18 protein-coding genes and 1 pseudogene are annotated in these 21,754 nt (G+C 69.0%); 10 read left to right on the top strand and 9 right to left on the bottom strand.

Features of this window, described 5'->3' with window-relative positions; translation table 11 throughout:
* Positions 1-101 precede the first annotated feature (101 nt).
* Positions 102-1,019, top strand: coding sequence for a helix-turn-helix domain-containing protein (locus JHW38_RS20850; RefSeq protein ID WP_207523217.1), 918 nt, complete (start codon positions 102-104; stop codon positions 1,017-1,019).
* Between the two features lie 249 nt (positions 1,020-1,268).
* Here the strand turns inward: JHW38_RS20850 and JHW38_RS20855 are convergent, their stop codons facing one another.
* Positions 1,269-1,481: a hypothetical protein gene (locus tag JHW38_RS20855; protein ID WP_207523218.1), complete on the bottom strand. Its 213-nt coding sequence runs from the start codon at positions 1,479-1,481 to the stop codon at positions 1,269-1,271.
* 662 nt (positions 1,482-2,143) lie between these two features.
* On the opposite strand from JHW38_RS20855, the gene JHW38_RS20860 reads away from it, so the two are divergent.
* Entirely contained in the window at positions 2,144-5,077 is a 2,934-nt protein-coding gene (locus tag JHW38_RS20860) for a TonB-dependent receptor plug domain-containing protein (RefSeq protein ID WP_207523219.1), read from the top strand.
* 240 nt (positions 5,078-5,317) lie between these two features.
* Here the strand turns inward: JHW38_RS20860 and ppa are convergent, their stop codons facing one another.
* Complete coding sequence (gene ppa / locus JHW38_RS20865) at positions 5,318-5,866, bottom strand: inorganic diphosphatase (RefSeq protein ID WP_057946337.1); 549 nt, start codon at positions 5,864-5,866, stop codon at positions 5,318-5,320.
* Between the two features lie 350 nt (positions 5,867-6,216).
* Here ppa and JHW38_RS20870 point away from each other — a divergent pair, with 350 nt between their 5' ends.
* The 3 genes from JHW38_RS20870 (at position 6,217) to JHW38_RS20880 (ending at position 9,444) form a co-directional block, all read left to right on the top strand.
* Positions 6,217-7,212 carry a sterol desaturase family protein gene (locus tag JHW38_RS20870; protein WP_207523220.1) on the top strand — a complete coding sequence of 332 codons (996 nt, stop codon included), beginning with the start codon at positions 6,217-6,219 and terminating at the stop codon, positions 7,210-7,212.
* On the top strand, positions 7,209-7,697 hold the full coding sequence (locus tag JHW38_RS20875; protein ID WP_207523221.1) for a discoidin domain-containing protein: 489 nt from the start codon (positions 7,209-7,211) through the stop codon (positions 7,695-7,697). The genes JHW38_RS20870 and JHW38_RS20875 overlap by 4 nt, the downstream gene beginning before the upstream one ends.
* Positions 7,698-7,911: 214 nt before the next feature.
* On the top strand, positions 7,912-9,444 hold the full coding sequence (locus tag JHW38_RS20880) for a M91 family zinc metallopeptidase (RefSeq protein ID WP_207523222.1): 1,533 nt from the start codon (positions 7,912-7,914) through the stop codon (positions 9,442-9,444).
* 180 nt (positions 9,445-9,624) lie between these two features.
* Here the strand turns inward: JHW38_RS20880 and JHW38_RS20885 are convergent, their stop codons facing one another.
* From JHW38_RS20885 to JHW38_RS20890, 3 genes and pseudogenes are all read right to left on the bottom strand, one after another.
* Positions 9,625-10,551 carry an alpha/beta hydrolase family protein gene (locus tag JHW38_RS20885; RefSeq protein WP_207523223.1) on the bottom strand — a complete coding sequence of 309 codons (927 nt, stop codon included), beginning with the start codon at positions 10,549-10,551 and terminating at the stop codon, positions 9,625-9,627.
* Positions 10,552-10,657: 106 nt separating this feature from the next.
* Complete coding sequence (locus tag JHW38_RS25595; protein ID WP_242691426.1) at positions 10,658-11,170, bottom strand: OmpA family protein; 513 nt, start codon at positions 11,168-11,170, stop codon at positions 10,658-10,660.
* A pseudogene (locus JHW38_RS20890) lies at positions 11,159-13,183 on the bottom strand (sodium-translocating pyrophosphatase); the annotation flags it as partial. The pseudogene JHW38_RS20890 and the gene JHW38_RS25595, both read right to left, overlap by 12 nt.
* Positions 13,184-13,832: 649 nt before the next feature.
* Between JHW38_RS20890 and JHW38_RS20895 the strand changes: the two are divergent.
* On the top strand, positions 13,833-14,030 hold the full coding sequence (locus JHW38_RS20895) for a hypothetical protein (RefSeq protein ID WP_207523225.1): 198 nt from the start codon (positions 13,833-13,835) through the stop codon (positions 14,028-14,030).
* A 288-nt stretch (positions 14,031-14,318) separates the two neighbouring features.
* Complete coding sequence (locus JHW38_RS20900; RefSeq protein ID WP_207523226.1) at positions 14,319-14,843, top strand: hypothetical protein; 525 nt, start codon at positions 14,319-14,321, stop codon at positions 14,841-14,843.
* A 99-nt stretch (positions 14,844-14,942) separates the two neighbouring features.
* On the opposite strand, the gene JHW38_RS20905 is transcribed toward JHW38_RS20900, so the two are convergent.
* The 4 genes from JHW38_RS20905 to JHW38_RS20920 all read right to left on the bottom strand — a co-directional run bounded on the left by JHW38_RS20905 (position 14,943) and on the right by JHW38_RS20920 (position 18,846).
* Positions 14,943-15,752 carry a hypothetical protein gene (locus tag JHW38_RS20905; protein ID WP_207523227.1) on the bottom strand — a complete coding sequence of 270 codons (810 nt, stop codon included), beginning with the start codon at positions 15,750-15,752 and terminating at the stop codon, positions 14,943-14,945.
* Between the two features lie 242 nt (positions 15,753-15,994).
* A complete protein-coding gene (locus JHW38_RS20910; RefSeq protein ID WP_207523228.1) occupies positions 15,995-16,453 on the bottom strand; it encodes a VOC family protein in 459 nt (152 codons plus the stop codon).
* 232 nt (positions 16,454-16,685) lie between these two features.
* Positions 16,686-17,543 (bottom strand): AraC family transcriptional regulator, encoded by an 858-nt coding sequence (locus tag JHW38_RS20915; protein WP_207523229.1) that lies wholly within the window; start codon positions 17,541-17,543, stop codon positions 16,686-16,688.
* Positions 17,544-17,553: 10 nt separating this feature from the next.
* Positions 17,554-18,846 (bottom strand): 6-phosphofructokinase, encoded by a 1,293-nt coding sequence (locus JHW38_RS20920; RefSeq protein ID WP_207523230.1) that lies wholly within the window; start codon positions 18,844-18,846, stop codon positions 17,554-17,556.
* 183 nt (positions 18,847-19,029) lie between these two features.
* Here JHW38_RS20920 and JHW38_RS20925 point away from each other — a divergent pair, with 183 nt between their 5' ends.
* From JHW38_RS20925 to mpl, 3 genes are read left to right on the top strand one after another with little or no spacing between them, the layout of a single operon-like run.
* The gene (locus JHW38_RS20925; protein WP_207523231.1) at positions 19,030-19,608 is read left to right on the top strand and encodes an adenylate kinase; all 579 of its coding nucleotides are present in this window, start codon (positions 19,030-19,032) and stop codon (positions 19,606-19,608) included.
* Positions 19,609-19,636: 28 nt separating this feature from the next.
* Positions 19,637-20,164, top strand: coding sequence for a hypothetical protein (locus JHW38_RS20930; protein ID WP_207523232.1), 528 nt, complete (start codon positions 19,637-19,639; stop codon positions 20,162-20,164).
* Between the two features lie 55 nt (positions 20,165-20,219).
* Positions 20,220-21,584 carry a UDP-N-acetylmuramate:L-alanyl-gamma-D-glutamyl-meso-diaminopimelate ligase gene (gene mpl / locus JHW38_RS20935; RefSeq protein WP_207523233.1) on the top strand — a complete coding sequence of 455 codons (1,365 nt, stop codon included), beginning with the start codon at positions 20,220-20,222 and terminating at the stop codon, positions 21,582-21,584.
* Positions 21,585-21,754: the final 170 nt, after the last annotated feature.

The raw sequence follows: 21,754 nt of genomic DNA on the forward strand, positions 1-21,754 counted from the left end.
GACGTCGTGCCGAATTCGGCTAACTCTCCGTCAAATTTCCGGCGCCCGCGGTCGTTGCTCGCGCAAATAAAAACCTCATACCCCGCAAATGAGGTGGACCAATGGAGCAAGCATTGTGGGCGGATCGCGGACAGCTGATGCAGCTGGACGCGCAGGACCAATCCGTTCAGGCAAGTTGCGTCGGCGTCTCGCGACTGGGCAGCGTTCAGTTGTCCGGTACTCACTTCTCGATCTGGGTGCAGTTGCGCGGCAGCTCGTGGGTTGAAGCCAAAGAGGGCAAGTTCCGGCTCAAGCGCGGCGACTGGATCGCGTTCGAACGCGACTCCAAGCCGGTGCTGCAAGCGGACCGCTACGGCGTCTGCGTCGGCCTCAACCTGACCCCGGACGCGATCAAGGCGATGGCCCGTCTGGCCGACAGCAGCCTGTACGCCGGCCGCGGCCGCATGAACCGCCACGACGCCCGCATCGCCCTGCGCCTGTGGCGCCAGGCCAGCGCGCGCAACAGCGAGGCCGACGCCGGTTTCGATCTCAACGCCCTGCGTCCGATCCTGCTGCACCTGGCCGGCGTCCAGCGCGAGCTGACCGCGCGCATCCAGCGTTGCCCGGGCCGTTCGCGCAGCCGCAAGCGTCAGGTCTTCGGCCGCCTCCAGCGCGCCCGCCTGTACCTGGAAGGCAATTGCGACCGGGTCGTGCGGATCAGCGAACTGGCCGAGCTGACCAGCTTCTCGAGCTGGTACTTCTCCAAGACCTTCCACAGCCTGTACGAGGAGAGCCCCCAGGCCGCCTCGGCGCGCATGCGCCTGGAACACGCTGCGGACTTGTTGAAGAACACCTCGATGATGATCGGCGAGGTCGCCGCGGCCAGCGGTTTCGACAACTGCTGCAGCTTCGCCCGCGCCTTCCGCGCCCGCTTCGGCACGTCGGCCACGCGTTATCGCAGCGCCGCGGCCAGCGCCAAGGCCGCCGAAGCCGCCAAGCCGGCCGTGGTGCCGTTGCGCAAGCTGGCGATGGCGAGCTGAGCGGACGACGAAAGCGTTGCGAAACACCGAAGAAAGTTCCGAAACGGCCGTTGCCGGCCGCGCAGTACGATCCGAAGCGACATTCGTAAAGCGACATCCGTAACGCAGCAAACGCAAGCCACGAGCCCGCAGTATCCGGCCCGCCCGAACCGATCCGCCGATTCGCTCCGTACAGTCGCGCCGATCCGCTCCGGGACCACCGCCAGGCCGATACCGCCAGCCGCCTCCCCCAACAGGCCGGACTCCGCACTACCCGAGCAACGCCGAGGTTTCGACTGCGCGCATCGCGCGCAGCCGAGCCTCGGCGCCACTCGATGCGCCGCTGGCGCGCGCCGCGCCGCTGTGCCGGCGATTCCTCTGTTTCCTGACCTTGTCGATTCGCGCGTGCGACTCGCGCCGCTGCGCATCGGCGCTTGCGATCGGCGGCGCTGCGGCATCCGTATGAACGAAGCGTTCAGGCATCGCATGCGATGCATCGCTTCGCCATGCGCGTGAACGAATCGTTCAGCATGCGCGCGCATCGGCGCGCCGCTTACACCTTGCTTATACAAACGCGTTCCTCGCGCGAGCGCGTCGCTGCGCGCGTGCGGCGCGAGCGCGCGACTGAACGAATCGTTCAGCCCGCCACACGCGATGCCGGCGCGATCGCCGCGATGAGCGCGATACAGCTGCGTCGTGCGCACATAGTTTGTCTATACGACGCGTCGCGAATGCTCATGTCGGCAGCGCGCGAACCTCGATGCGTGCGCTGTTTCTATACGCATCGCGCCGGCTGCGTATGCAGCGCAAACGCCACGAATCAGCGGCTTTGCCGCGATCAGGCTCGTTGTGCAAAGACGCGATGCAAAGCCATCGCACCGAATCGGCAAGATGCGACGCAATGCGATGCAAAGCGTTCGCGTGCATGCGACGCGATTCGCCGACTCCGACGCAATCGGTCAAAAACACCTGGAATTCATCACATTTGACGCTCGCGACGCGAGGCTTTCGATGCGATGACAGTGGCCTCTACGACCGACTGCGCAAAGTCTCCCGCTGCCAACCGCAAAGCAGTGCGGGGAGTTGGAACGTACTTTTGCATGGCGTTTTAACACGCCTATAACGAGATTACTGGAGAGAGATAGATGAACCATCGTAGTCTGCGCCCCACGGCGCGGTACGGCGTTCTGCCGTCCGCCATCGCCGCAGCGCTCGTGTCCGCTCTGGTCCCGGCGATCGCCGGCGCACAAGAAGCCGACGCCTCCAAGAACCCGACCACTCTCGATCGCATCGAGGTGACCGGTTCGCGCATTCGCCAGGCCAACCTGGAGACGTCGCAGCCGGTCGTCACCATGACCCGCGCCGAAATCCAGAAGCAAGGCTTCACTTCGGTCGCCGACATCGTCCAGAACATCACCGCCACCGGTTCGCCGGCGATCTCGCGTTCCGACGCGCTCGCCTCGGGCGAAGAAGTGGGCGGCCAGTACGTCGACCTGCGCGGCCTCGGCCCGCAGCGCACCCTGGTGCTGATCGACGGCAAGCGCATGGGCATCAGCTCGGCCGGTTATTCCGACCTGGCGTCGATCCCCAGCTCGATCGTCGAGCGCATCGAAGTGCTGACCGACGGCGCCTCGGCGCTGTACGGCTCCGACGCCATCGCCGGCGTGGTCAACATCATCACCCGCAAGCGTTTCGACGGCCTCGAAGGCAGCGCCTACATCGGCCAGTACGGCCAGGGCGACGGCAACAAGGAGGTCTACAACTTCGTCATCGGCCAGACCGGTGAGCGCGGTTCGGTGACCTTGGGCGCCGAGTACAGCAAGGAAGATCCGGTCTTCGCCCGCGACCGCGACTTCACCCTCTACCCGAACGGCCGCGCCCACCCGACCCCCGACCTGGGCGGCCCGGAAGGCAGCGTGCGCAGCAACGGCTGGAGCGCGATCAATCAGTGGGGCACCCTGATCGACGCGAACAAGAACAGCTGGACCGCGAACCGCGGCACCACCGATACCACCAAGATTTCGAACTTCCACCCGACCAACGGTCTGACCGACCAGGCCAACCCGAACGAAGAGATGTATCTCTCGACGGCGCTGGAGCGTCGTTCGGTGTTCGCCAACGCCGAGTTCGACATCACCGACAACCTGCGCGCCAAGGCCGACATCCTGTACACGGATCGCGAAGCCACCCAGCAGGTCGCCGGTTATCCGTTCCGCTCGACCGGTTTCGATCGCTATAGCGGCGATCTGAGTCTGAAGGGCGACAGCGCGTTCAATCCGCTCGGCTACGACGCCAACTTCATGCGCCGTACCTGGGAAGTGCCGCGTCAGACCAAGTCCGAGCTGACCACCTACCGTTTCAGCGGCGGTCTGGAAGGTTCGTTCGAACTGGCCGGCAAGACCTGGGACTGGGACGCCAGCTACCTGTACAACCAGAACAAGGGCGTCAAGACCGGCACCGGCAACCTGTTCCTGCCGAACGCCGAGAAGGCCCTGGGCCCGTCGTTCGTCGACGCCAACGGCGTCGCGCGTTGCGGCACCGCCGCCAACCCGATCGACGGCTGCCTGGCGTGGAACCCGTTGCTGGGTCCGGACGTCACCGGCCCGGGTTCGTTGAACAACAAGGATCTGCAGAAGTACCTGTTCCTGCCGACCCACGACACCTCGACCACCAAGACCGAGGTCTACAGCCTGAACCTGAGCGGCACGCTGGCGACCCTGCCGGCCGGCGACCTCGGCCTGGCCGCGGGTTACGAGCACCGCAAGGAATCGGCGCACTACTCGCCGGACGCGCTGCTGCAGTCGGGCCTGAGCAGCGACCTGGCCGGCAGCGAAACCCAGGGCGGCTACTCGCTCGACGAGTTCTACGTCGAACTGGCCGTGCCGGTGCTGTCGGATGTGACCTTCGCGAAGGAACTGTCGTTCAACATCGCCGGCCGCTACTCCGACTACAACACCTTCGGCGACACCACCAACGGCAAGTTCAGCCTGAAGTGGAAGCCGATCGACGATCTGTTGATCCGCGGCACCTACGCCACCGGCTTCCGCGCTCCGACCGTGGCCGATCTGTACGGCGGCGTCGGCGAGAGCTTCGACAACTACACCGATCCGTGCGACACCCTGTTCGGTTCGGCCGTGCGCAACCCGCAGGTCGCTGCGCGCTGCGGTGCGAACGTCCCGGCGAACTTCCGCCAGGTCGCTTCGGGCGGCAAGCCTGCCACCGGCCCGAACGCCCAGTCCGACAGCGCGTTCCTGTCGGGTTCCAACCCGCTGCTGAAGCCGGAAACCTCGAAGTCGACCAACATCGGCTTCGTGTACAGCCCGAGCTGGTTCAGCGGTTTCGACGTCAGCCTGGACTGGTGGAAGATCAAGATCGAAGACGTGATCGCGGCTGAGACCGTGAGTTCGATCCTGAACAACTGCTACGTGCTCGGCATCCAGTCGGCGTGCGGCCGTTTCGTTCGCGACACCGATCCGGACAACCTGGGTCAGGTCGTCGGCGTCACCCGTACCCTGATCAACGGCGGCTACCAGGAAACCGCGGGTTACGACCTCGGCATCTCCTACCGCCTGGCCGACACCCGTTACGGCAACTTCGCGTTCAACTGGAAGACGACCTACGTCGACTACTCCGAGTACAAGCGCGACAACGAGTCGACCACGCCCGTCGAGCAGCGCGCGAGCTGGGTCGCCGACGGCCTGAGCAACTTCCGCGTGCGTTCGAACTTCAACGCCGACTGGAGCTGGGGCGACTTCGGCGCGAGCTGGGGCATCCGCTACTACTCCGGCCTGAAGGAAGAGTGCGCGTACGACCTCGACGGCGGCAAGGAGTGCTCGGATCCGAACTACCGTTCCTCGTACAAGGGCGCGGTGCCGGTTCGCGAAGTGGGCAGCAACACCTTCCACGACCTGCAGGTCCGCTACAACACGCCGTGGAACGCCACTGTGGCGGTCGGCGCGAACAACGTCTTCGACCACACCGGCCAGACGATGTTCAGCCAGCCCAACGGCGGCTTCAGCTACAACGGCGCTTACGACATCGGCCGCTTCGTGTACATGAAGTACACCCAGCGCTTCTGATCGAAGCGTCTGCGGTAATGCGATACGACTACGGCCCCGAAAGGGGCCGTAGTTTTTTGCGCTTTATGTAGGAGCGGCGCGAGCCGCGACCGCGACAAAGCAACTACGCCGCAATTTTCGCCGTAGTTGTTTTGTCGCGGTCGCGGCTCGCGCCGCTCCTACAGGGAGCATCGCAGCTGCGCGGACGCGGGCAACAAAAAAGCCGCCCGAAGGCGGCTTTTTCGCGAGCGGGGCTTACGCTCAGAACTTCGGCTTGTCGTCCTCGGCCGCGTAGCGCTCGATCGCTTCTACCAGGATCTTCTTGGCTTCTTCGGCGTTGCCCCAGCCGTCGAGCTTGACCCACTTGCCCTTCTCCAGGTCCTTGTAGTGCTCGAAGAAGTGGCCGATGCGCTCGAGCCAGTGCGGGCTGACCTGGTCGATGTCGTGGATGTGCGAGTAGCCGGCGAAGACCTTGTCGACCGGCACCGCCAGCAGCTTCTCGTCGCTGCCGGCTTCGTCGCTCATGCGCAGCACGCCGACCGGGCGGCAGCGGATCACCGAGCCGGGGATCAGCGGCAGCGGCAGCACCACCAGCACGTCGGCCGGATCGCCGTCGCCGCAGACGGTGTGCGGGACGTAACCGTAGTTGCAGGGGTAGCGCATCGGGGTCGACAGAATGCGGTCGACGAAGATCGCGCCGGAGGCCTTGTCGACCTCGTACTTGACCGGCTCGGCATCCTTCGGGATTTCGATGATGACGTTGATCTCGTGCGGCGGGTTCTTGCCGGTGGGGACGTGGTCCAGACCCATGTGTGCTCCGACTGCTGAGGCCCGCGGGGGCGGGCCGGATGGATGAAAGGGCCCTCATTTTACGCGTCTGGCTGCTGCGTTGCAGCACGCGGCGTGCCGGACCTGGGGCCGCCCCCAGGTCCGGGCCGGCGCGCGGCAAATGTCGAACGGCGGCGAAGCGGCCGGCTTCGGCGCCGATCCGGCCGCCGCCGGGCCTGTCTGCGCAGGCCCGCCCGGACCCGGCGAAGCCCCGTCCAATTGCGCCAATGCCGCCGTCCAATGCCCTGGGGCCGGGTTTTGCGCGCGGCACTTGAGCCGGCCGCCAGCCCCTGGCTATATCGACCTGGATCGATCTAAACCGGGGAGTAACGATGGATCTGGGTCCGCAGGCGCTGCACGAGCTGGTCGCCTTCTTCGGCCTGGGCGCGTTGCTGGAGCTGCTGGCCGCCGACGGCTACCGGGCCCTGCTCAGCGGCGCGGGCGTCAAGGCGCTGCTGTTTCCGGTGATCCCGATCCTGCTGGTCTACGAACTGCTGCGCGCGGCGGTCCAGCGCAAGTTCCGGCTCGAGGACTACAAGATCCCGTTCCTGACCCTGGTCGCCAACCGCCTGATCGGCGCGGTGCTGAGCTTCGGCATGGTCGCGCTGTGCATCGCGCTGTTGCAGCCGCTGGCGCTGTTCCAGGTCGAGCTCAGCGGCTGGGGGCTGCTGTACGGCTACGTGGTGTGGGAGTTCGCCCACTTCGTCTACCACTACCTGGCGCACAAGGTGCGGTTGCTGTGGTGCCTGCATTCGACCCACCACGCGCCGACCGCGATGAACCTGTCGGTCAACTACGCGCATCTGTTCCTGGAAGCGCCGTACGCCGACATCGTGCGCACCAGCATCTGCATCCTGGCCGGGGTCAGCCCGCCGCTGTTGCTGCTGATCATGCTGATCGACGGCTTCTGGGGGCAGTTCATCCATCTGGGCGAGCACGCGCTCAAGGACGGGCGGCTGGGCCGGCTGCACCGCTGGATCCTCACGCCCGCGCACCATCGCGTCCATCACGCGCGCAATCCGCTGTACATGGACACCAACTTCTGCAACCTGCTGAACCTGTGGGACCGCGTGTTCGGCACGTATCAGCCGCAGCGCGAGGACATCCGCATCGAGTACGGCATCACCCGGCCGATGAAGCCCGGCAGTTTTCTCGACGCGTACCTGGGCGAGTTCCACGCGCTGCTGCGCGACGTGATCGCCGCGCCGGGCCTGCGCAACAAGCTGCGCTACCTGCTGATGCCGCCGGGCTGGAGCCACGACGGGCGCTACAAGACCGCACTGGAGAGCAAACGCGAATGGCTGGCGCAACGGCAGGGAACGGCATGAAACGAACGATGGCGGCGATGGTGTCGATGGCGCTGATCGCGCTGGCCTTGAACGCCTCGGCCGCGGAAAACTTCGCCTTGCATCGGCCGACGACGGGCTCGCCGATCTGCAAGCCGGGCGAGGAAGCGGTCAAGGCCGTCGACGGCCGCCTGAGCAGCAAGACCGAACACAAGTTCTGCACGCTGCAGCGGCCGGCGTGGTTGCAGGTCGACCTGCAAGCGCGCCGGCAGGTGCGCGAGATCGTGCTCAAGCACGCCGGCGCGGGCGGCGAGCCGGCGGCGATGAACACCCGCGCCTACACCGTGTCCTTGTCCGAAGACGGCAAGCGGTGGCGGCAGGTCGTCGCGGTACGCGACAACCGCGACGACGTGCGCACGCACGCGATCGCGCCGGCCTGGGCGCGCTACGTGCGGCTGGAGGTCAGCCAGCCGGCGCAGGATCCGGCCGATCCGGCGACGCGGCTGTACGAGATCGAAGTGCGCTGAGCGGGTTCGGTGCGGTGGTGGGGAAGGGCCTTCAGGCGCGATGCTTTTCGATCCGACGCGATGGACCGACCAGCGACCTGAGCCGAAAGCTTCGGCGCTGAAGTCCGTTCCGCAACCGCCTGGGGCCGACCCTAGCTCGGGTCCGCGCTAGCTTGGCCGCGGCCATACCTGTGCGTATCCAGGAACCTCGATTCCATTCGCGCAGGTTCCGCTCATGTCCGTACAGCTCGACGCCACCCGCCCCGCGCCGCCGCCGCAGGCCGATGCTTACTGGGACAACCCGGCCGCGTCCGACCCGAACCGGCAGGTGACGCCCGAGCCGATGGCGCTGTTCGCCGCGCCCGCGCCGACCGCGAGCCTCGCCGCCGACGGCACGGTCGAGATCGACGGCGGCGCGACCAACCCGCAGCAACGCACCCAGGGCAGCACGCCCGACGGCAAACCGGTGCAGATCGATCCGCTGCACGACGGCGGCGAAGTGTCGATCTCGCGCGAACGCACCCTCGCCGACGCCGGCGGCGGCCGCCAGTACGTCAGCGCCGACCAGATCGTGCTGACCACCGGCGGCAAGAACGACGACGTGCGGGTGACCCAGCGCGACGACGGCACCCTCGATGTCGGCGTCAACGGCGAGCGATACGCGCTGCGCCTGACCGAGAACCAGGAACTGACCCTGCGCAGCGGCGACGGCAACGACGTCATCACCGTCGCGCCGAACGTCAAGGTCAATATCGTGGTCGATGCCGGCGCCGGCGACGATACGGTGACCACCGGCGCCGGCAACGACCGCGTCGACGGCGGCCTCGGCAACGACCGCATCAGCACCGGCGCGGGCCGCGACGACCTGTTCGGCAACAGCGGCGACGACATCCTCGACGCCGGCGCCGGCGACGACGTGGTCTACGGCGGCGACGGCGCCGACTGCCTGCTCGGCGGCGACGGCGTCGATTTCCTCGAAGGCGGGCGCGGCAACGACGAACTCGACGGCGGCGCCGGCCACGACATGCTGTCCGGCGGCCTCGACGACGACACCTTGCGCGGCGGCCAGGGCGACGATGCGGTCTACACCGGCGCCGGCAAGGACACGGTCGACAACCAGTCCGGCAACGACACCGTGTACGCGCAGAGCGCGATGGACCTGATCAACGCCAACGGCGGCGCGCGCAACACCGTGGTCAACGTCGAGATCGGCGCGGCCAAGGGCGTGACCATCGAAGGCTCCGACGCGTTCAAGCAGCGCGTCGGCGCCGAGATCGATTTCCTGCGCAGCTCGCCGAACGGCCAGCGCATGCTCGCCGAATTCGACCAAGCCGCCGCGCGCGGCAACAGCGTGACCATCAAGGAACTGGCCAACGAGCAGAACGGCTACGCCCAGACCTTCAGCAACGACGCCGACATCGTCAACGGCAGGCCGGGTCAGGGCGGCGACGTGCAGATCAGCTACAACCCGTCGTTCCACATGGCCGAATTCCCGGCGCCGGCGGTGGTGCTGTACCACGAGATGTCGCACGCCTACAACGGCGTCAACGGCACGTTCCAGCAGGGCACGTATCGCGGCACCGGGCCGGACGACGGCCAGGTGCCCAACGCCGAACGCCAGGCGGTGGGGCTGGAGACCAGCGCGCCGGCCTACGACTTCGACGGCGACCCGAACACGCCCAAGACCACGGCCAATCCCGACCACCTCACCGAGAATGGTTTGCGCGCCGAACTCGGATTGCCGGACCGGCCGAGCTACAGCCTGTAACCGCGCCGCTGCGGTTCGCAGCGCGCAACCTTGGGGATCGAAGGCAGCCCGCGCGCATCGCGGGCTGCCTTCGCACAGGCCATGGGGCAGGGGCCCTCGCCAGCGGGAAGGAGCCGAGGCCGCAGCCGACGCCTCCGTGGGACGGATTTCAGTCCCGATGCTTTCCTTCCCGGTGTGGCCTCAGCGCACCAACGCGTCCAACTCCGCGGGCTCGAACGCGATCGCGCTGCGCGCGCCGGTATCGGCCAGGATCTTGCGCGCGATCAGTTCGCTGGTCGGCGCCAGCACGCTGAAGTGATCCGTGCGCGGCACCAGGTACCAATGCGCCAGCGGGTTGCGGTTGGCCCGGCGCATCGCCTGCAGGGCTTCGAAGTTGCTGTCGTGGTCGCCTTCGAACGCGAACACCGGGCTGCGGATCGACTCCAGCCAGTACCCCGGCGAACGCAGGCGCCGTTGTTCTTCGGTCAGGCCCGCGGGCACGAAGCGCCCGCCGTAGCCGGCGACATCGTCGGTCGGACCGAACGCGAACACCGCGCGGAAGCGCGCATCGCTCTGCGCCACCAGCAGCGCCAGGGTGCCGCCGGTGCTGTGGCCGCCGAGATAGATGCGCTGCGGGTCGACGTAATCGAGCTTGGCCAGATAATCGGCCGCGGCGAGTACGTCGCGCACTTCGCCGTAGAAGCCTTCGCGCAGGCCCGGGTTGTCGTTGCCGCCGCGCAGCGAGGGATACATCACCACGATGCCGGCCTGGCGCAGGGCCGCGGCGCTCTGATCGTTGTCGCGCGATTGCGGGCTCCATACATCGCCGAGCGTGTTGCTGTCGCCGCCGGTGAGCCAAACGATCGCCGGATGCTTGCCCGGCTGCGCCGGACGCGGCGTCAGGTAGGCGGCCAGTTCGCCGGGTTCGGCGCGGTAATGCACCAACTGCAGCACGCCAGGCGGCGGCGCAGGAACGGCGCTGCCCTCTTGCGTGCCGCGCGCGGTTTCGGCCGGCGCCGCGGCGCGCGCGGCGGTCAGGTCGGCGCCGTCGTTGGCGTTGGCGGTCGGGGCCTGGGAGCAGGCGGCGAGCGCGGCGAACAACAGTAAAGGCAACAACGGAAGGCGCATCGCAGCGGTCCTTGCTAGAGAAGGGCGCTAGTGTGCGCCAAAGCGCGACCGTGCGCGCAAAAGAAAACGGCGGCCCAGGGCCGCCGTTTTCGTTCGACGCAATGATTTACTCGACGCTGACTTCGACCCGCCGCGCTTCCCGGGCGTCGCCGCCGCCTTCGGTCACCGCCGGCTTGTCGAGTTCGATGCGCTCGCTGGCGATGCCTTGTTCCTGCAGCCACTGCTTGACCGCCTGCGCGCGCTGCTTGGCCAGTTCGGCATTGGTCGCGGCGCTGCCGGACTCGTCGTGGAAGCCGGAGATGCGCGCCTTGGCGTCGGCCTTGGCCTGCAGCGCCTGGAGCACGCCGCCGAGATCGCCGGCGGCGGTCTGCGGCAACTGCGAGGAGCCCAGGTCGAAGTAGAGCTTGACGTGGTCGCTCGCGGGCAAGGCGCTGTCTGCGTTGCCCGTGCCGGCCGCGTCGGCCGCGCCGGCCGAAATCGCGCTGCTGGCGGCGGAAGCGCCCGCCGCCGATGCCGCGTCCGCGCTGGCTTGGGCGTCGTGCGCCGCGGCCGTGGCGACGGCCGCCTGCGCCGCGACCTCGTCCTGCCCGCGCACGTCGCCGACCGGCAGCAACGGCACCAGCAGCAGCGCGACGATGTTGATGATCTTGATCAGCGGATTGATCGCCGGGCCGGCGGTGTCCTTGTACGGGTCGCCGACGGTGTCGCCGGTGACCGCGGCCTTGTGCGCTTCCGAACCCTTGCCGCCGTGGTGGCCGTCCTCGATGTACTTCTTGGCGTTGTCCCAGGCGCCGCCGCCGGTGGTCATCGAGATCGCGACGAAGATGCCGGTGACGATGGTGCCGATCAGCAGGCCGCCGAGCGCTTTCGGGCCGAGCAGCAGGCCGACCACGACCGGCACCGCGACCGGCAGCAGCGACGGCACGATCATTTCCTTGATCGCCGACTTGGTCAGCATGTCCACCGCCTTGTCGTACTGCGGCTTGCCGGTGCCTTCCATGATCCCGGCGATGTCGCGGAACTGGCGCCGCACTTCCTCGACCACCGCGCCGGCCGCGCGGCCGACCGCTTCCATCGCCATCGCGCCGAACAGGTACGGGATCAGGCCGCCGATCAGCAGGCCGATGATGACCATGTGGTCGGACAGGTCGAACGCGAACAGCTTGCCCGGATGCGCGGTCTGCAGGTTGTGGGTGTAGTCGGCGAACAGCACCAGCGCGGCCAGCGCGGCCGAGCCGATGGCGTAGCCCTTGGTCACCGCCTTGGTGGTGTTGCCGACCGCGTCGAGCGGGTCGGTGATGTCGCGGATCTCCGGCGGCAGCTCGGCCATCTCGGCGATGCCGCCGGCGTTGTCGGTGATCGGGCCGTAGGCGTCGAGCGCGACGATCATGCCGGCCATCGACAGCATCGAGGTCGCGGCGATGGCGATGCCGTACAGCCCGCCGAGCGCGTGCGCGCCCCAGATCGCCAGACACACCGCGATCACCGGCAGCGCGGTCGACTTCATCGACACGCCAAGGCCGGCGATGATGTTGGTGCCGTGGCCGGTGGTGGAGGCCTGCGCGACGTGCTTGACCGGGCCGTACTGGGTGCCGGTGTAGTACTCGGTGATCCACACGATCGCGCCGGTCAGGACCAGGCCGATCAGCGCGCACCAGTACAGGTTCATCGGGCCGACGCTGGTGTCGCGCATCAGTTCGGTGGTGATCGGGTAGAACGCGATCGCCGCCAGCACCGCCGACACGATCACGCCCTTGTACAGCGCGCCCATGATCGAGCCGCCGGCCTTAACCTTCACGAAGAACGCGCCGATGATCGAGGCGATGATCGACACGCCGCCGAGCACCAGCGGGTACAGCACGCCGTTGGCGCCGACCGTGCTCGCCATCAGGCCGCCGAGCAGCATCGTCGCGATGACCGTGACCGCATAGGTTTCGAACAGGTCCGCGGCCATGCCGGCGCAGTCGCCGACGTTGTCGCCGACGTTGTCGGCGATCACCGCCGGGTTGCGCGGGTCGTCTTCGGGGATGCCGGCTTCGACCTTGCCGACCAGGTCGGCGCCGACGTCGGCGCCCTTGGTGAAGATGCCGCCGCCCAGGCGTGCGAAGATCGAGATCAGCGACGAGCCGAACGCCAGGCCGACCAGCGCGTGCAGCGCTTTCTCGCCGGTGACGCCGAGCTTGGCCAGCACCAGCCAGTAGCCGGCCACGCCGAGCAGGCCCAGGCCGACCACCAGCATGCCGGTGATCGCGCCGCCGCGGAACGCCACGTCCATCGCCGGGCCCATGCCCTTGCGCGCGGCTTCGGCGGTGCGCACGTTGGCGCGCACCGACACGTTCATGCCGATGTAGCCGGCGGCGCCGGACAGCACCGCGCCGAGCAGGAAGCCGATCGCGGTATGCCAGTTGAGGAACAGCCCGATCAGTACGAACAACACCGCGCCGGCGACGGCGATGGTGGTGTATTGGCGATTGAGATAGGCGCGCGCGCCTTCCTGGATCGCGCCGGCGATCTCCTGCATGCGTTGGTTGCCGGCGGGTTGTGCGCTGATCCAGCGCGCGGACACGATGCCGTAAAGGATCGCGATGACGGCGCAGCCTAGCGCCAGGATCAAACCGTACTGCTCCAGCATGAAACCCCTCCCCTAGTGGAAAAGCGGACATCACGGGACAACGGATTCGACTTGTGCCGCGAGCGGTCGTGGACCGGTGTTCCGCGGATCGCGTTCGCGCGCCGGACGTGTTGCATCGCAGCGTGGCCGTGCTGCGAACACGGCGCGAACCGACTATCGCATAGGGGCTGTGCCGGCGAAACCGGGCCTGCGGCAACGGTCGCGCCGATGCGCGCGGCGTCGGCGGGGCTGCGACTCCAGTCACGGAACCCGTGCGTTTCCTTCCCGGCTTCGGCCCGCGCCGGCGCTTGACTCGGCGGGGCGTTGCGCGAAGCGCGAAGCCCGCGCGCATGTTGCGCAGCCGCAACGCCGCGCGCGCGGCGTTCGCGTGCGGGCCGCGGCGCCTGCGTCGGTTTGACACGACGCGCGTGCCGGCACTTAGATCGAAGCGCGCGACCGCAGTGGCGGCGCGCGGCAAGGGATGCGGGCCGCGGGGGCGGTCGAGGGGCGAGTGGAGCGCCCGGCACGGGCTATCGCATTCATTCGCGCCGCGCGGCCGCTGTGATCCGACTCGCGCACTCGCGTTGCATCCGGGGCGGCGCCTTCCGGCGCCGTGGCGTCGCCCCGAGTCATCCACAGGCGCCGATCCAGTCCGACCAAGGAGAGTCACATGAGCAAGAAGCTGATGGCCGCGTGCGTGTTCGTATTCGGCATGGGCCTGGGCGTGAGCGCGTTCGCCGGCGGCGCCAGCATCACCGAGGAAATGGCCCAGTGCATTTACCAGTGCAAGCTCGGCGGCGGCACCCAGGCCGCTTGCTGGGCCTGCTGCGTGAACAAGAAGTGCGTGATCCCCGAACCGATCGAGTAAGGCGGGCGCGGGACGCGGCGAGCCGCGTCCCGCTTCGGTTCGGTCGACGCGGTTTGCCGCCTCCCGCTTCGGCCCGAGCGATGCGTTTTGCCGCACCCCGCTTCGGTTCGGTCGCGAGGTATGCCGTCTCCGGCTGCGGTTCTGGCTCGCCGGTTCGCCGCCTCCCGTTTCGATTCAGGCGACGTGGCTGGCCTCATCGTGCTTGGCGACGGCGCAGGGTCGCGGGTGAAGTGAGTGTTCAGCCTGCCCGTGCGAGGCTGCCCCCCGCCCCGCAACCGGAGTCGCGCCATGCGCAGACTGTCGCTGTTTTCCGCCGCCGCGCTGGCCGTGCTGGCCGCGCCCGCCGCCGTCGCGGCGGATCCTGCTCCCGAAATCCAGCGAGCGGCCACCGCGCCGCCGCAGCCGGCCGGCAGCGTGCACACCCTGCGCCAGATCCCCGAGGCCTGCGCGCGCCTGGAAGGCATGTTCACCGGCGACGCGGCGCAGCCGTACAAGTTCGCGGTGGTGCGCTCCAGCCCCAATTGCCAGCCGCGCGCGCGCTTCGTCGATGCGGCCAAGGCGCAGCCGTCGGAAGCGGCGGGCTGGAAGTTCAACGATCTGATCCGCGTGCCCAGCGCCGCCTGCCCGCAACAGCAGGCGGTGGTGCGGGTCTGGCGCAAGCCGGCCGCGGTGGCGCCGCCGCAGCTCGACGCGCAAGGCCGCGCGCGCCTGTACCTGCAGGACGAAAAGGCCCGCGCCGAAGCGGCCAAGCTGGCCCAGGTGCCGATGTTCGCCGCCGCGATGACGGTCGAAGGCAAGGCCTGCGGCGGCTGAGCGCCGCGCCGGGCCGTCGGCGCGGTCCGCCGGTCGCGCAAAAAGACGAAAGGGCCGCTCGCGCGGCCCTTTCGCTGTGTTGCGGATGCGCGAAGCGGCTCAGCGCACGCCGACGCAGTCCTTGAGCTCGACCACGAAGTCGGTGTCGTTGTACTCGTCGAACACGCCGGTCAGCTGGATGCGGTCGTTGGCCCGCAGGGTCAGCGCATAGGCCTTCTGGTCCGGACGCAGCAGGCAGCGCACGCGGGTTTCGAACAGGCGGCGGTCGCTGTCGGCCAGGCCCGGGATCAGCGAGGTGGTGGCCTGGAAGGTCACGTAGTACTTGCCGCTCTTGCCGTCGCTGACGCCGGCGTTGGTGCCCTTGACCGTGTACACGCGGCCCTTGTAGCGGTCGGCGACGACGGCGGCGTTTTCCTTGGCCTGGGTTTCGATTTCCTTGGCCAGCTGCGGCGCGCCGATCACGATCGGCAGGGCCTTCGGCGCGGCCGAGCGCGGCGGCGCGGTCTTGCCGGGCTGCAGCGTGCCGATCATGTCGCAGATGTTCTTCTTGATCGTGTCGGGATGGCCGAACGCGCCGCGGCGCAGCTTCAGCGTCGCGGTCACGGTGCCGGCGGCGTCGGCGGTGATCTGCAGCGGCAGCGGGCGGCTCATCGCGGTGGACGGCTCCTCCAGCACCAGGCTGCCGCCGACGGTGTCCTCGCTGAGCACGGCCATGTTGCGGGCGATGCCGGCGTTGCGGACCTGGCCGATCGCGCTGGCGATCGAAAGCCCCTTCACCGTGTTCGAGGTGAAGTACTCGGTGCCGGTGATCGCATTGCCCTTTTTGACGAAGTTGTCTTCGCACTGGCCCGCGACGGCCGAGACGGAGGGGATCAACAGCAACAACGGAACCAGAAACCTGCCTTTCATGAAGGACTCCCTGTAATGACTGAAGCGTGCGTCCCTGCGCCCTGATCCCGCACGAACGCTTGCGGCGGCAGATTGCCGCAATCGGGTGGGCGGTTCAACGTTTTTCGGTTGGCCGCGGCGGCCCGGACCGGGCATTGGCGACGTGGCGCACAGATGCGCGGCGGGCGCGGCCGGGCCGGGGCGTCCCGGCGGTGCCCGCGGCAACCGGCGCGGCACCGCCCGCGCGGCGGGCCCGCGCCGCTTCAGCCGCTGGCGGCGCCGCCGCAATCCGGGTCGAGGTCGTAGCGGCGCTGCATTTCCTCCGGCTCCAGCGCCTCGATGCTGTGGCCGATGTTCCAGCGGTGGCCGAACGGGTCGATCACCGTGCCCGAGCGCTCGCCGTAGAAATGATCGCGCGGCGCCATCGCCAGCTGCGCGCCGGCGGCGACCGCGCGGCCGACCACGTCGTCGGCGTCGTCCACGTGCAGGTGCAGGGTGTGGCTGTGGCCGGCGCAGGCGACCGGGCCGCGGATGTCGACCTCGGGGAATTCCTCGCACAGCATCAAGGTGGTGCCGCCCAGTTCGAGCTCGACGTGGCCGATGCGCCCGCCGGGTTCGACCAGGCGGAATTTCTCGGTCGCGTCGAACACCTTGCAATAGAACTCCACCGCGGCCTGGGCGTCGCCGACGCAGAGATAGGAAAACAGTTCGTGCACGGCCATGACGGGCTCCGGGGATGAGGTGTGCGCAGTCTCGGCGCGCGGGTGCCGCTGCGTATTGGACGAAATTTACCTCGTTGCGCTGCCGGGTTGCCCCCTGTAGGAGCGGCGCGAGCCGCGACTGCGCAGCATCCGTTCGCGCCGCATGCTTCGGCTCGCGGCGGTTGTCGCGGCAGCGCGGCGCGCGGCGGTTCTCGTCGTAAGCGTGATGTCGCGGTCGCGGCTTGCGCCGCTCCTACAGGGGCTGCGGATCGCCGATCGGCAGGTGGTGCGGCGAGGCCGCCGCGGCGGCCAGATACGCGCGCGGCGACACGCCGGCGAATTCGCGGAATTCGCGGATCAAATGCGATTGGTCGAAATACCCGCCGTCCAGCGCCAGTTGCGCCCAGTCCGGCCGCGGCGTCGCCGTCAGCGCGCGCAGCAGGCGCTTGAACCGCTGCACCCGCGCGTAGCGTTTCGGGCTCAGGCCGGCGGCGTCGCGGAAGCCGGCGATGAAACGCCGGTGGCTGCGCCCGCTGGCCGCGACCAAGGCGGCGACACGGCTGTCCTCGTCGTCGCGCCACGGCGCGGCGACGCCTTCGAGCAGGCGCACCGCGCGCACGATCTGCGGGTCCAGCCCGCGCACCGGCCGCAGCCGCGCGCCGAGGAAGGCCTCGAACGCGCGCCGCCGCCGCAGCGGATCGGCATCCGCGGCGAGGCGTTCGTACAACTCGCCGGCCGCGCCGGCGCCGCACAACTCGTCCAGGCCGACGTGGCGGCCTTCCAGTTCCGCCGCCGACACCCCGAACAGCGCCAGCGCCGCGCCCGGCCGCAGCACCGCGCCGACCGAGGCGGCCGGCTGCGCGGTGTCCTTGATGCAGTAGCCGGCGCGCGCGCCGGCCAGCACCGCCGGACCGTGGCCGCGGCCGACGGCGTCGCCGGCATCGGCGTACAGGCGCAACGGCGGCCCGTCCAGGCGCACCGCCAGATGCGCGGCGCCGCTCGGCAGCGAGTGCTCGCGCGCATGCGCGGGCGGCGCGGACGGCCGCGCGCAGACCCAGACCGTCTCGATCCAGGGCCGCAACGGCGGCAGCCACGGCGCGCCCGCGGACACGGCGGCGCCCTCAGCCCTCGAACGGCGGCAGCTTGGGCTTCACCGCCGCGTTCTTCAGCGTCACGTACTGCGGCAGCCCGTCGCGCCCGAACGGCGGCGGCGCCTCGCCGCGGATCAGCGGCTCCATGTACTTGCGCGCCGCCGCGGTGATGCCGTAGCCGTCCTTGCGGATGAAGCCCGCCGGCATCTTCTTTTCGCGGTTGGCGATGCTCGACAGCGGCGCCGCTTCGATCTTCCAACGGTACGGCGCATCGGAACTGCGCACGATCACCGGCATCACCGAGTTCATGCCCTTGAGCGCGTATTCCACCGCCGCCTTGCCGACCGCGCGCGCCTGCTCGACGTCGGTCTTCGACGCCAGATGCCGGGCCGAACGCTGCAGGTAATCGGGCAGCGCCCAATGCACCTTGTAGCCGAGCGCGTCCTTGACCCGCCCGGCCAGATGCGAGGCGACGCCGCCGAGCTGGGTGTGGCCGAACGAATCCTTGCCGCCGCCGGCGTCGGCGACGAAGCGGCCGTTGGGGGTCTGGATGCCTTCGCTGGCGACCACTACGCAATAGCCCACGCGTTCGACCGTGGCCTTGACCTTGGCGAAGAAGTCGGCCTCCACGAACGGGCGCTCGGGGAACAGGATCAGGTGCGGCGCGGCGTCGGCGCCGTCGCCGGCCAGGCCGGCGGCCGCGGCCAGCCAGCCGGCGTGGCGGCCCATCGCCTCGTAGACGAACACCTTGGTAGAGGTCTCGGCCATCGCCGCCACGTCCAGCGCGGCCTCGCGCACCGACACCGCGGTGTACTTGGCGGCCGAGCCGAAGCCCGGGCAGCAGTCGGTCACGGCCAGGTCGTTGTCGACGGTCTTGGGCACGCCGACGCAGGTCAGCGGGTAGCCGTACTCGGCCGCCAGCTGCGAGACCTTGAGCGCGGTGTCGGCCGAATCGTTGCCGCCGTTGTAGAGGAACCAGCGCACGTCGTGGGCCTGGAACACCGCCAGCAGCCGCTCGTAGCGGGCGCGGTCGGCGTCGAGCGCCTTGAGCTTGAGCCGGCACGAGCCGAACGCGCCGCCCGGGGTGTGGCCGAGGGCGCGGATCGCCGCGGCCGATTCCTTGGAGGTGTCGATCAGCTCCTCGCGCAGCGCGCCGAGGATGCCGTTGCGCGCGGCCAACACCCGCACCTTGCGCGCCCGGGCCGCCTCGATGACCCCGGCGGCGGTGGCGTTGATGACGGCGGTCACACCGCCGGATTGCGCGTACAGCAGGTTTCCGGCGATCTTGCCAGGGGATTTTCTGGCGGTTTTGGCAGTCGGCATGGGGATTCCAGGATTGGCGCCGGTTTGCGGTAAGCTGGCCGCAATATTCCGCCCGGCGGGTGGCAGGCCGCTTCGAGTGTAGCGCCGCCCCGCATCCAGGCCAGCCCAGCGGCGGCCTGCGGGCTCCCTGGCCGCCGTGCGCGGCGGCCAGCCGGATTTCATTTGTTGCGAGGAGCGATGTAGATGCGATTGGTACTTCTGGGCGCGCCCGGCTCGGGCAAGGGCACGCAAGCCGCACGGCTCAAGGACCACCTGCAGGTGCCGCACATTTCCACCGGCGATCTGTTGCGCGCCGAAGTCGCCGCCGGTTCCAAGCTCGGCCTGGAAGCCAAGGCGGTCATGGACGCCGGCAATCTGGTCAGCGACGAGATCCTGCTGGGCATGCTCGAAGACCGTTTCTCGCGCGCGGACACCCGCGGCGGCTTCATCCTCGACGGCTATCCGCGCAACCTCGCCCAGGCCGACGCGCTCGACGCGCTGCTCAAGCGCATCGGCCAGCCGATGGACTTCGCGGTGCAGCTGGAAGTGCCGACCGAGCTGCTGGTCCAGCGCATCGCCGGCCGCGCCGCCGAGCAGGGCCGCAAGGACGACAGCCCCGAAGCCGTGCGCACCCGCCTGAAGGTCTACGACGACCTGACCGCGCCGGTCATCGAGTACTACCGCCAGCACGGCCGCCTGACCGTCGTCGACGGCGTCGGCGCGCTGGACGCGGTGTTCACCCGCATCGTCGAGGCGCTGGAGCCGGCGCCGACGGTGGGTTGAGACCGCACGCGGCAACAGGGGGCCGGACATGGCGTTGATTCGGGTCGCAGCCTGTGCGGCCGCGTTGCTCGTGGCGTTCGCGGCGCAAGCCGCGCCGCCGCCCTGGGCCAGAGGTCCGGCGCCGAGCTACGAACCCTCGGAGCTCGGCGGCGGCGCCTGGGCTTCCACGACGGGCCAGCAGGTTCTGGTCGATCAAGTGATCCGATACTGCGTCACGCGCTTTCCGCAACTGGACGGCGAGCTCGGCAAGGCCGGCGGCCGCTGGCTGGCGCGCAACGCGCGCTGGCTGCGCGCCGGCGAGCGGGTGCGCGTCGACATGAAAGCCCACCTGACCAAGAACGGCACGGTCGATCTGGACAAGTGGCGGGGCCTGGAGCGCTTGATGAGCGACGCCTACGCCGCGCGGATCGCGACGATCGAGAAGCGCATGGCGAGCGACCCCGAGGCCGCCGGGCACTGCGCGAATCTGGGCGCGTCGCTGGACGCCGGCAAGCTGGACGTCGATTACAACCAGGACGCTCAGATCATGAGCCTCCTTCGCAGTTACAAAGAATGACGGCGCGAACACCGGCGGGGCTTCCGGCCGGCCGGCCGCGGGCAGAAGTGGATAGATGAAGCTACATATCTTGGGCATCGCCGGCACCTTCATGGGCGGCGTCGCCGCGCTCGCGCGCGAACTCGGCCACGACGTGGAAGGCAGCGACCAGGCGGTGTATCCGCCGATGTCGACCCAGCTCGAACGCCTCGGCATCGCCCTGCAGCAGGGCTACAAGGCCGAAAACATTTCCGCCGACTGCGACGAGATCGTGGTCGGCAACGCGCTCTCGCGCGGCAATCCGGCGGTCGAGCAAGTGCTCGACGACGGCCGCCGCTACACCTCCGGCGCGCAGTGGCTCAGCGAACGCGTGCTGCCGGGCCGCGACACCCTGGCGGTGGCCGGCACCCACGGCAAGACCACCACCACCAGCATCCTGACCTGGCTGCTGGAAGCCGCCGGCCGCGCGCCGGGCTTCTTGATCGGCGGCGTGGCCGAGGATTTCGGCGCCTCCGCGCGCATCGGCGCCGGCCGCGAGTTCGTGGTCGAGGCCGACGAATACGACACCGCGTTCTTCGACAAGCGCAGCAAGTTCGTCCACTACCGGCCGCTGGTGGCGATCCTCAACAATCTCGAATACGACCACGCCGACATCTTTCCCGACGTCGCCGCGATCCAGCGCCAGTTCCACCATCTGGTCCGCACCGTGCCGCGGCGCGGGCGGCTGATCGTCAACGGCGAAGACGAGCGCCTGCGCGAAGTGCTGGCGATGGGTTGCTGGACGCCGGTCGAACGCTTCGGCCTGGACGGCGGCGACTACGACTGGAGCGCGCGCCTGATCGCCGCCGACGGCAGCGCGTTCGCGGTGATCCGCGCGGGCGTCGAAGTCGGCGAAGTGCATTGGCCCTTGCTCGGCCGGCACAACGTCATGAACGCGCTGGCCGCGCTGGCCGCCGCCGCCGCGGTCGGCGTCGACGTGGCCTCGGTGCTGCCGGCGCTGGCCGGCTTCCGCAGCGTCAAGCGCCGTCTGGAAGTGATCGGCGAAGCCGCCGGGGTCACCGTGTACGACGACTTCGCCCATCATCCGACCGCGATCGAGACCACGCTCGCCGGCTTGCGCGCGCGGGTCGGCGCGGCGCGGATCGTGGTGGCGATGGAGCCGCGCAGCAACTCCATGCGCCTGGGCGCGCACGCCGATGCGCTGGCGCCGTCGCTGCGCGAGGCCGACACCGTGGTGTTCCTGCATCGGCCCGAACTGGCCTGGGATGCGGGCAAGGTCGTCGCGGGTTTGCGCGGCGAGGGTATCGCGGTGGCGGATGTCGACGCCTTGATCGCGGCGCTCGGCGAACGCGTGCGCGCCGGCGACCATGTGGTGTTCATGTCGAACGGCGGCTTCGACGGCGCGCCGCGGCGGTTTTTCGCGGTGTTGCAGCAGCGCTGAGCGCGTGGGCTGTGAAGCGCGGGAGCCTTCGTCGTTGCCGAGTTGTCGCGGTCGCAGCTTGCGCAGCTCCTACAGTCTGATACGACACTTGCCGCCGCCCCTGTAGGAGCTGCGCAAGCTGCGACCGCGGCAATACGACTGCCGCGCCCGCTCCGATTCAACGCCCCGGT

It is taken from the genome of Lysobacter enzymogenes (genome assembly GCF_017355525.1).
GTDB classification, from domain to species: Bacteria; Pseudomonadota; Gammaproteobacteria; order Xanthomonadales; family Xanthomonadaceae; genus Lysobacter; species Lysobacter enzymogenes_C.

What these genes read in the sequence shown, in the direction of transcription:
- JHW38_RS20880 (WP_207523222.1), top strand. Translation starts at nt 7,912, where the DNA reads ATGTCCGTACAGCTCGACGCCACCCGCCCCGCGCCGCCGCCGCAGGCC.
- JHW38_RS20850 (WP_207523217.1), top strand. Translation starts at nt 102, where the DNA reads ATGGAGCAAGCATTGTGGGCGGATCGCGGACAGCTGATGCAGCTGGAC.
- JHW38_RS20860 (WP_207523219.1), top strand. Translation starts at nt 2,144, where the DNA reads ATGAACCATCGTAGTCTGCGCCCCACGGCGCGGTACGGCGTTCTGCCG.
- JHW38_RS20875 (WP_207523221.1), top strand. Translation starts at nt 7,209, where the DNA reads ATGAAACGAACGATGGCGGCGATGGTGTCGATGGCGCTGATCGCGCTG.
- JHW38_RS20895 (WP_207523225.1), top strand. Translation starts at nt 13,833, where the DNA reads ATGAGCAAGAAGCTGATGGCCGCGTGCGTGTTCGTATTCGGCATGGGC.
- ppa (WP_057946337.1), bottom strand. Translation starts at nt 5,866, where the DNA reads ATGGGTCTGGACCACGTCCCCACCGGCAAGAACCCGCCGCACGAGATC.
- JHW38_RS20930 (WP_207523232.1), top strand. Translation starts at nt 19,637, where the DNA reads ATGGCGTTGATTCGGGTCGCAGCCTGTGCGGCCGCGTTGCTCGTGGCG.
- JHW38_RS20900 (WP_207523226.1), top strand. Translation starts at nt 14,319, where the DNA reads ATGCGCAGACTGTCGCTGTTTTCCGCCGCCGCGCTGGCCGTGCTGGCC.
- JHW38_RS20855 (WP_207523218.1), bottom strand. Translation starts at nt 1,481, where the DNA reads ATGCCTGAACGCTTCGTTCATACGGATGCCGCAGCGCCGCCGATCGCA.
- JHW38_RS20925 (WP_207523231.1), top strand. Translation starts at nt 19,030, where the DNA reads ATGCGATTGGTACTTCTGGGCGCGCCCGGCTCGGGCAAGGGCACGCAA.
- JHW38_RS20885 (WP_207523223.1), bottom strand. Translation starts at nt 10,551, where the DNA reads ATGCGCCTTCCGTTGTTGCCTTTACTGTTGTTCGCCGCGCTCGCCGCC.
- mpl (WP_207523233.1), top strand. Translation starts at nt 20,220, where the DNA reads ATGAAGCTACATATCTTGGGCATCGCCGGCACCTTCATGGGCGGCGTC.
- JHW38_RS20870 (WP_207523220.1), top strand. Translation starts at nt 6,217, where the DNA reads ATGGATCTGGGTCCGCAGGCGCTGCACGAGCTGGTCGCCTTCTTCGGC.
- JHW38_RS20910 (WP_207523228.1), bottom strand. Translation starts at nt 16,453, where the DNA reads ATGGCCGTGCACGAACTGTTTTCCTATCTCTGCGTCGGCGACGCCCAG.
- JHW38_RS20905 (WP_207523227.1), bottom strand. Translation starts at nt 15,752, where the DNA reads ATGAAAGGCAGGTTTCTGGTTCCGTTGTTGCTGTTGATCCCCTCCGTC.
- JHW38_RS20920 (WP_207523230.1), bottom strand. Translation starts at nt 18,846, where the DNA reads ATGCCGACTGCCAAAACCGCCAGAAAATCCCCTGGCAAGATCGCCGGA.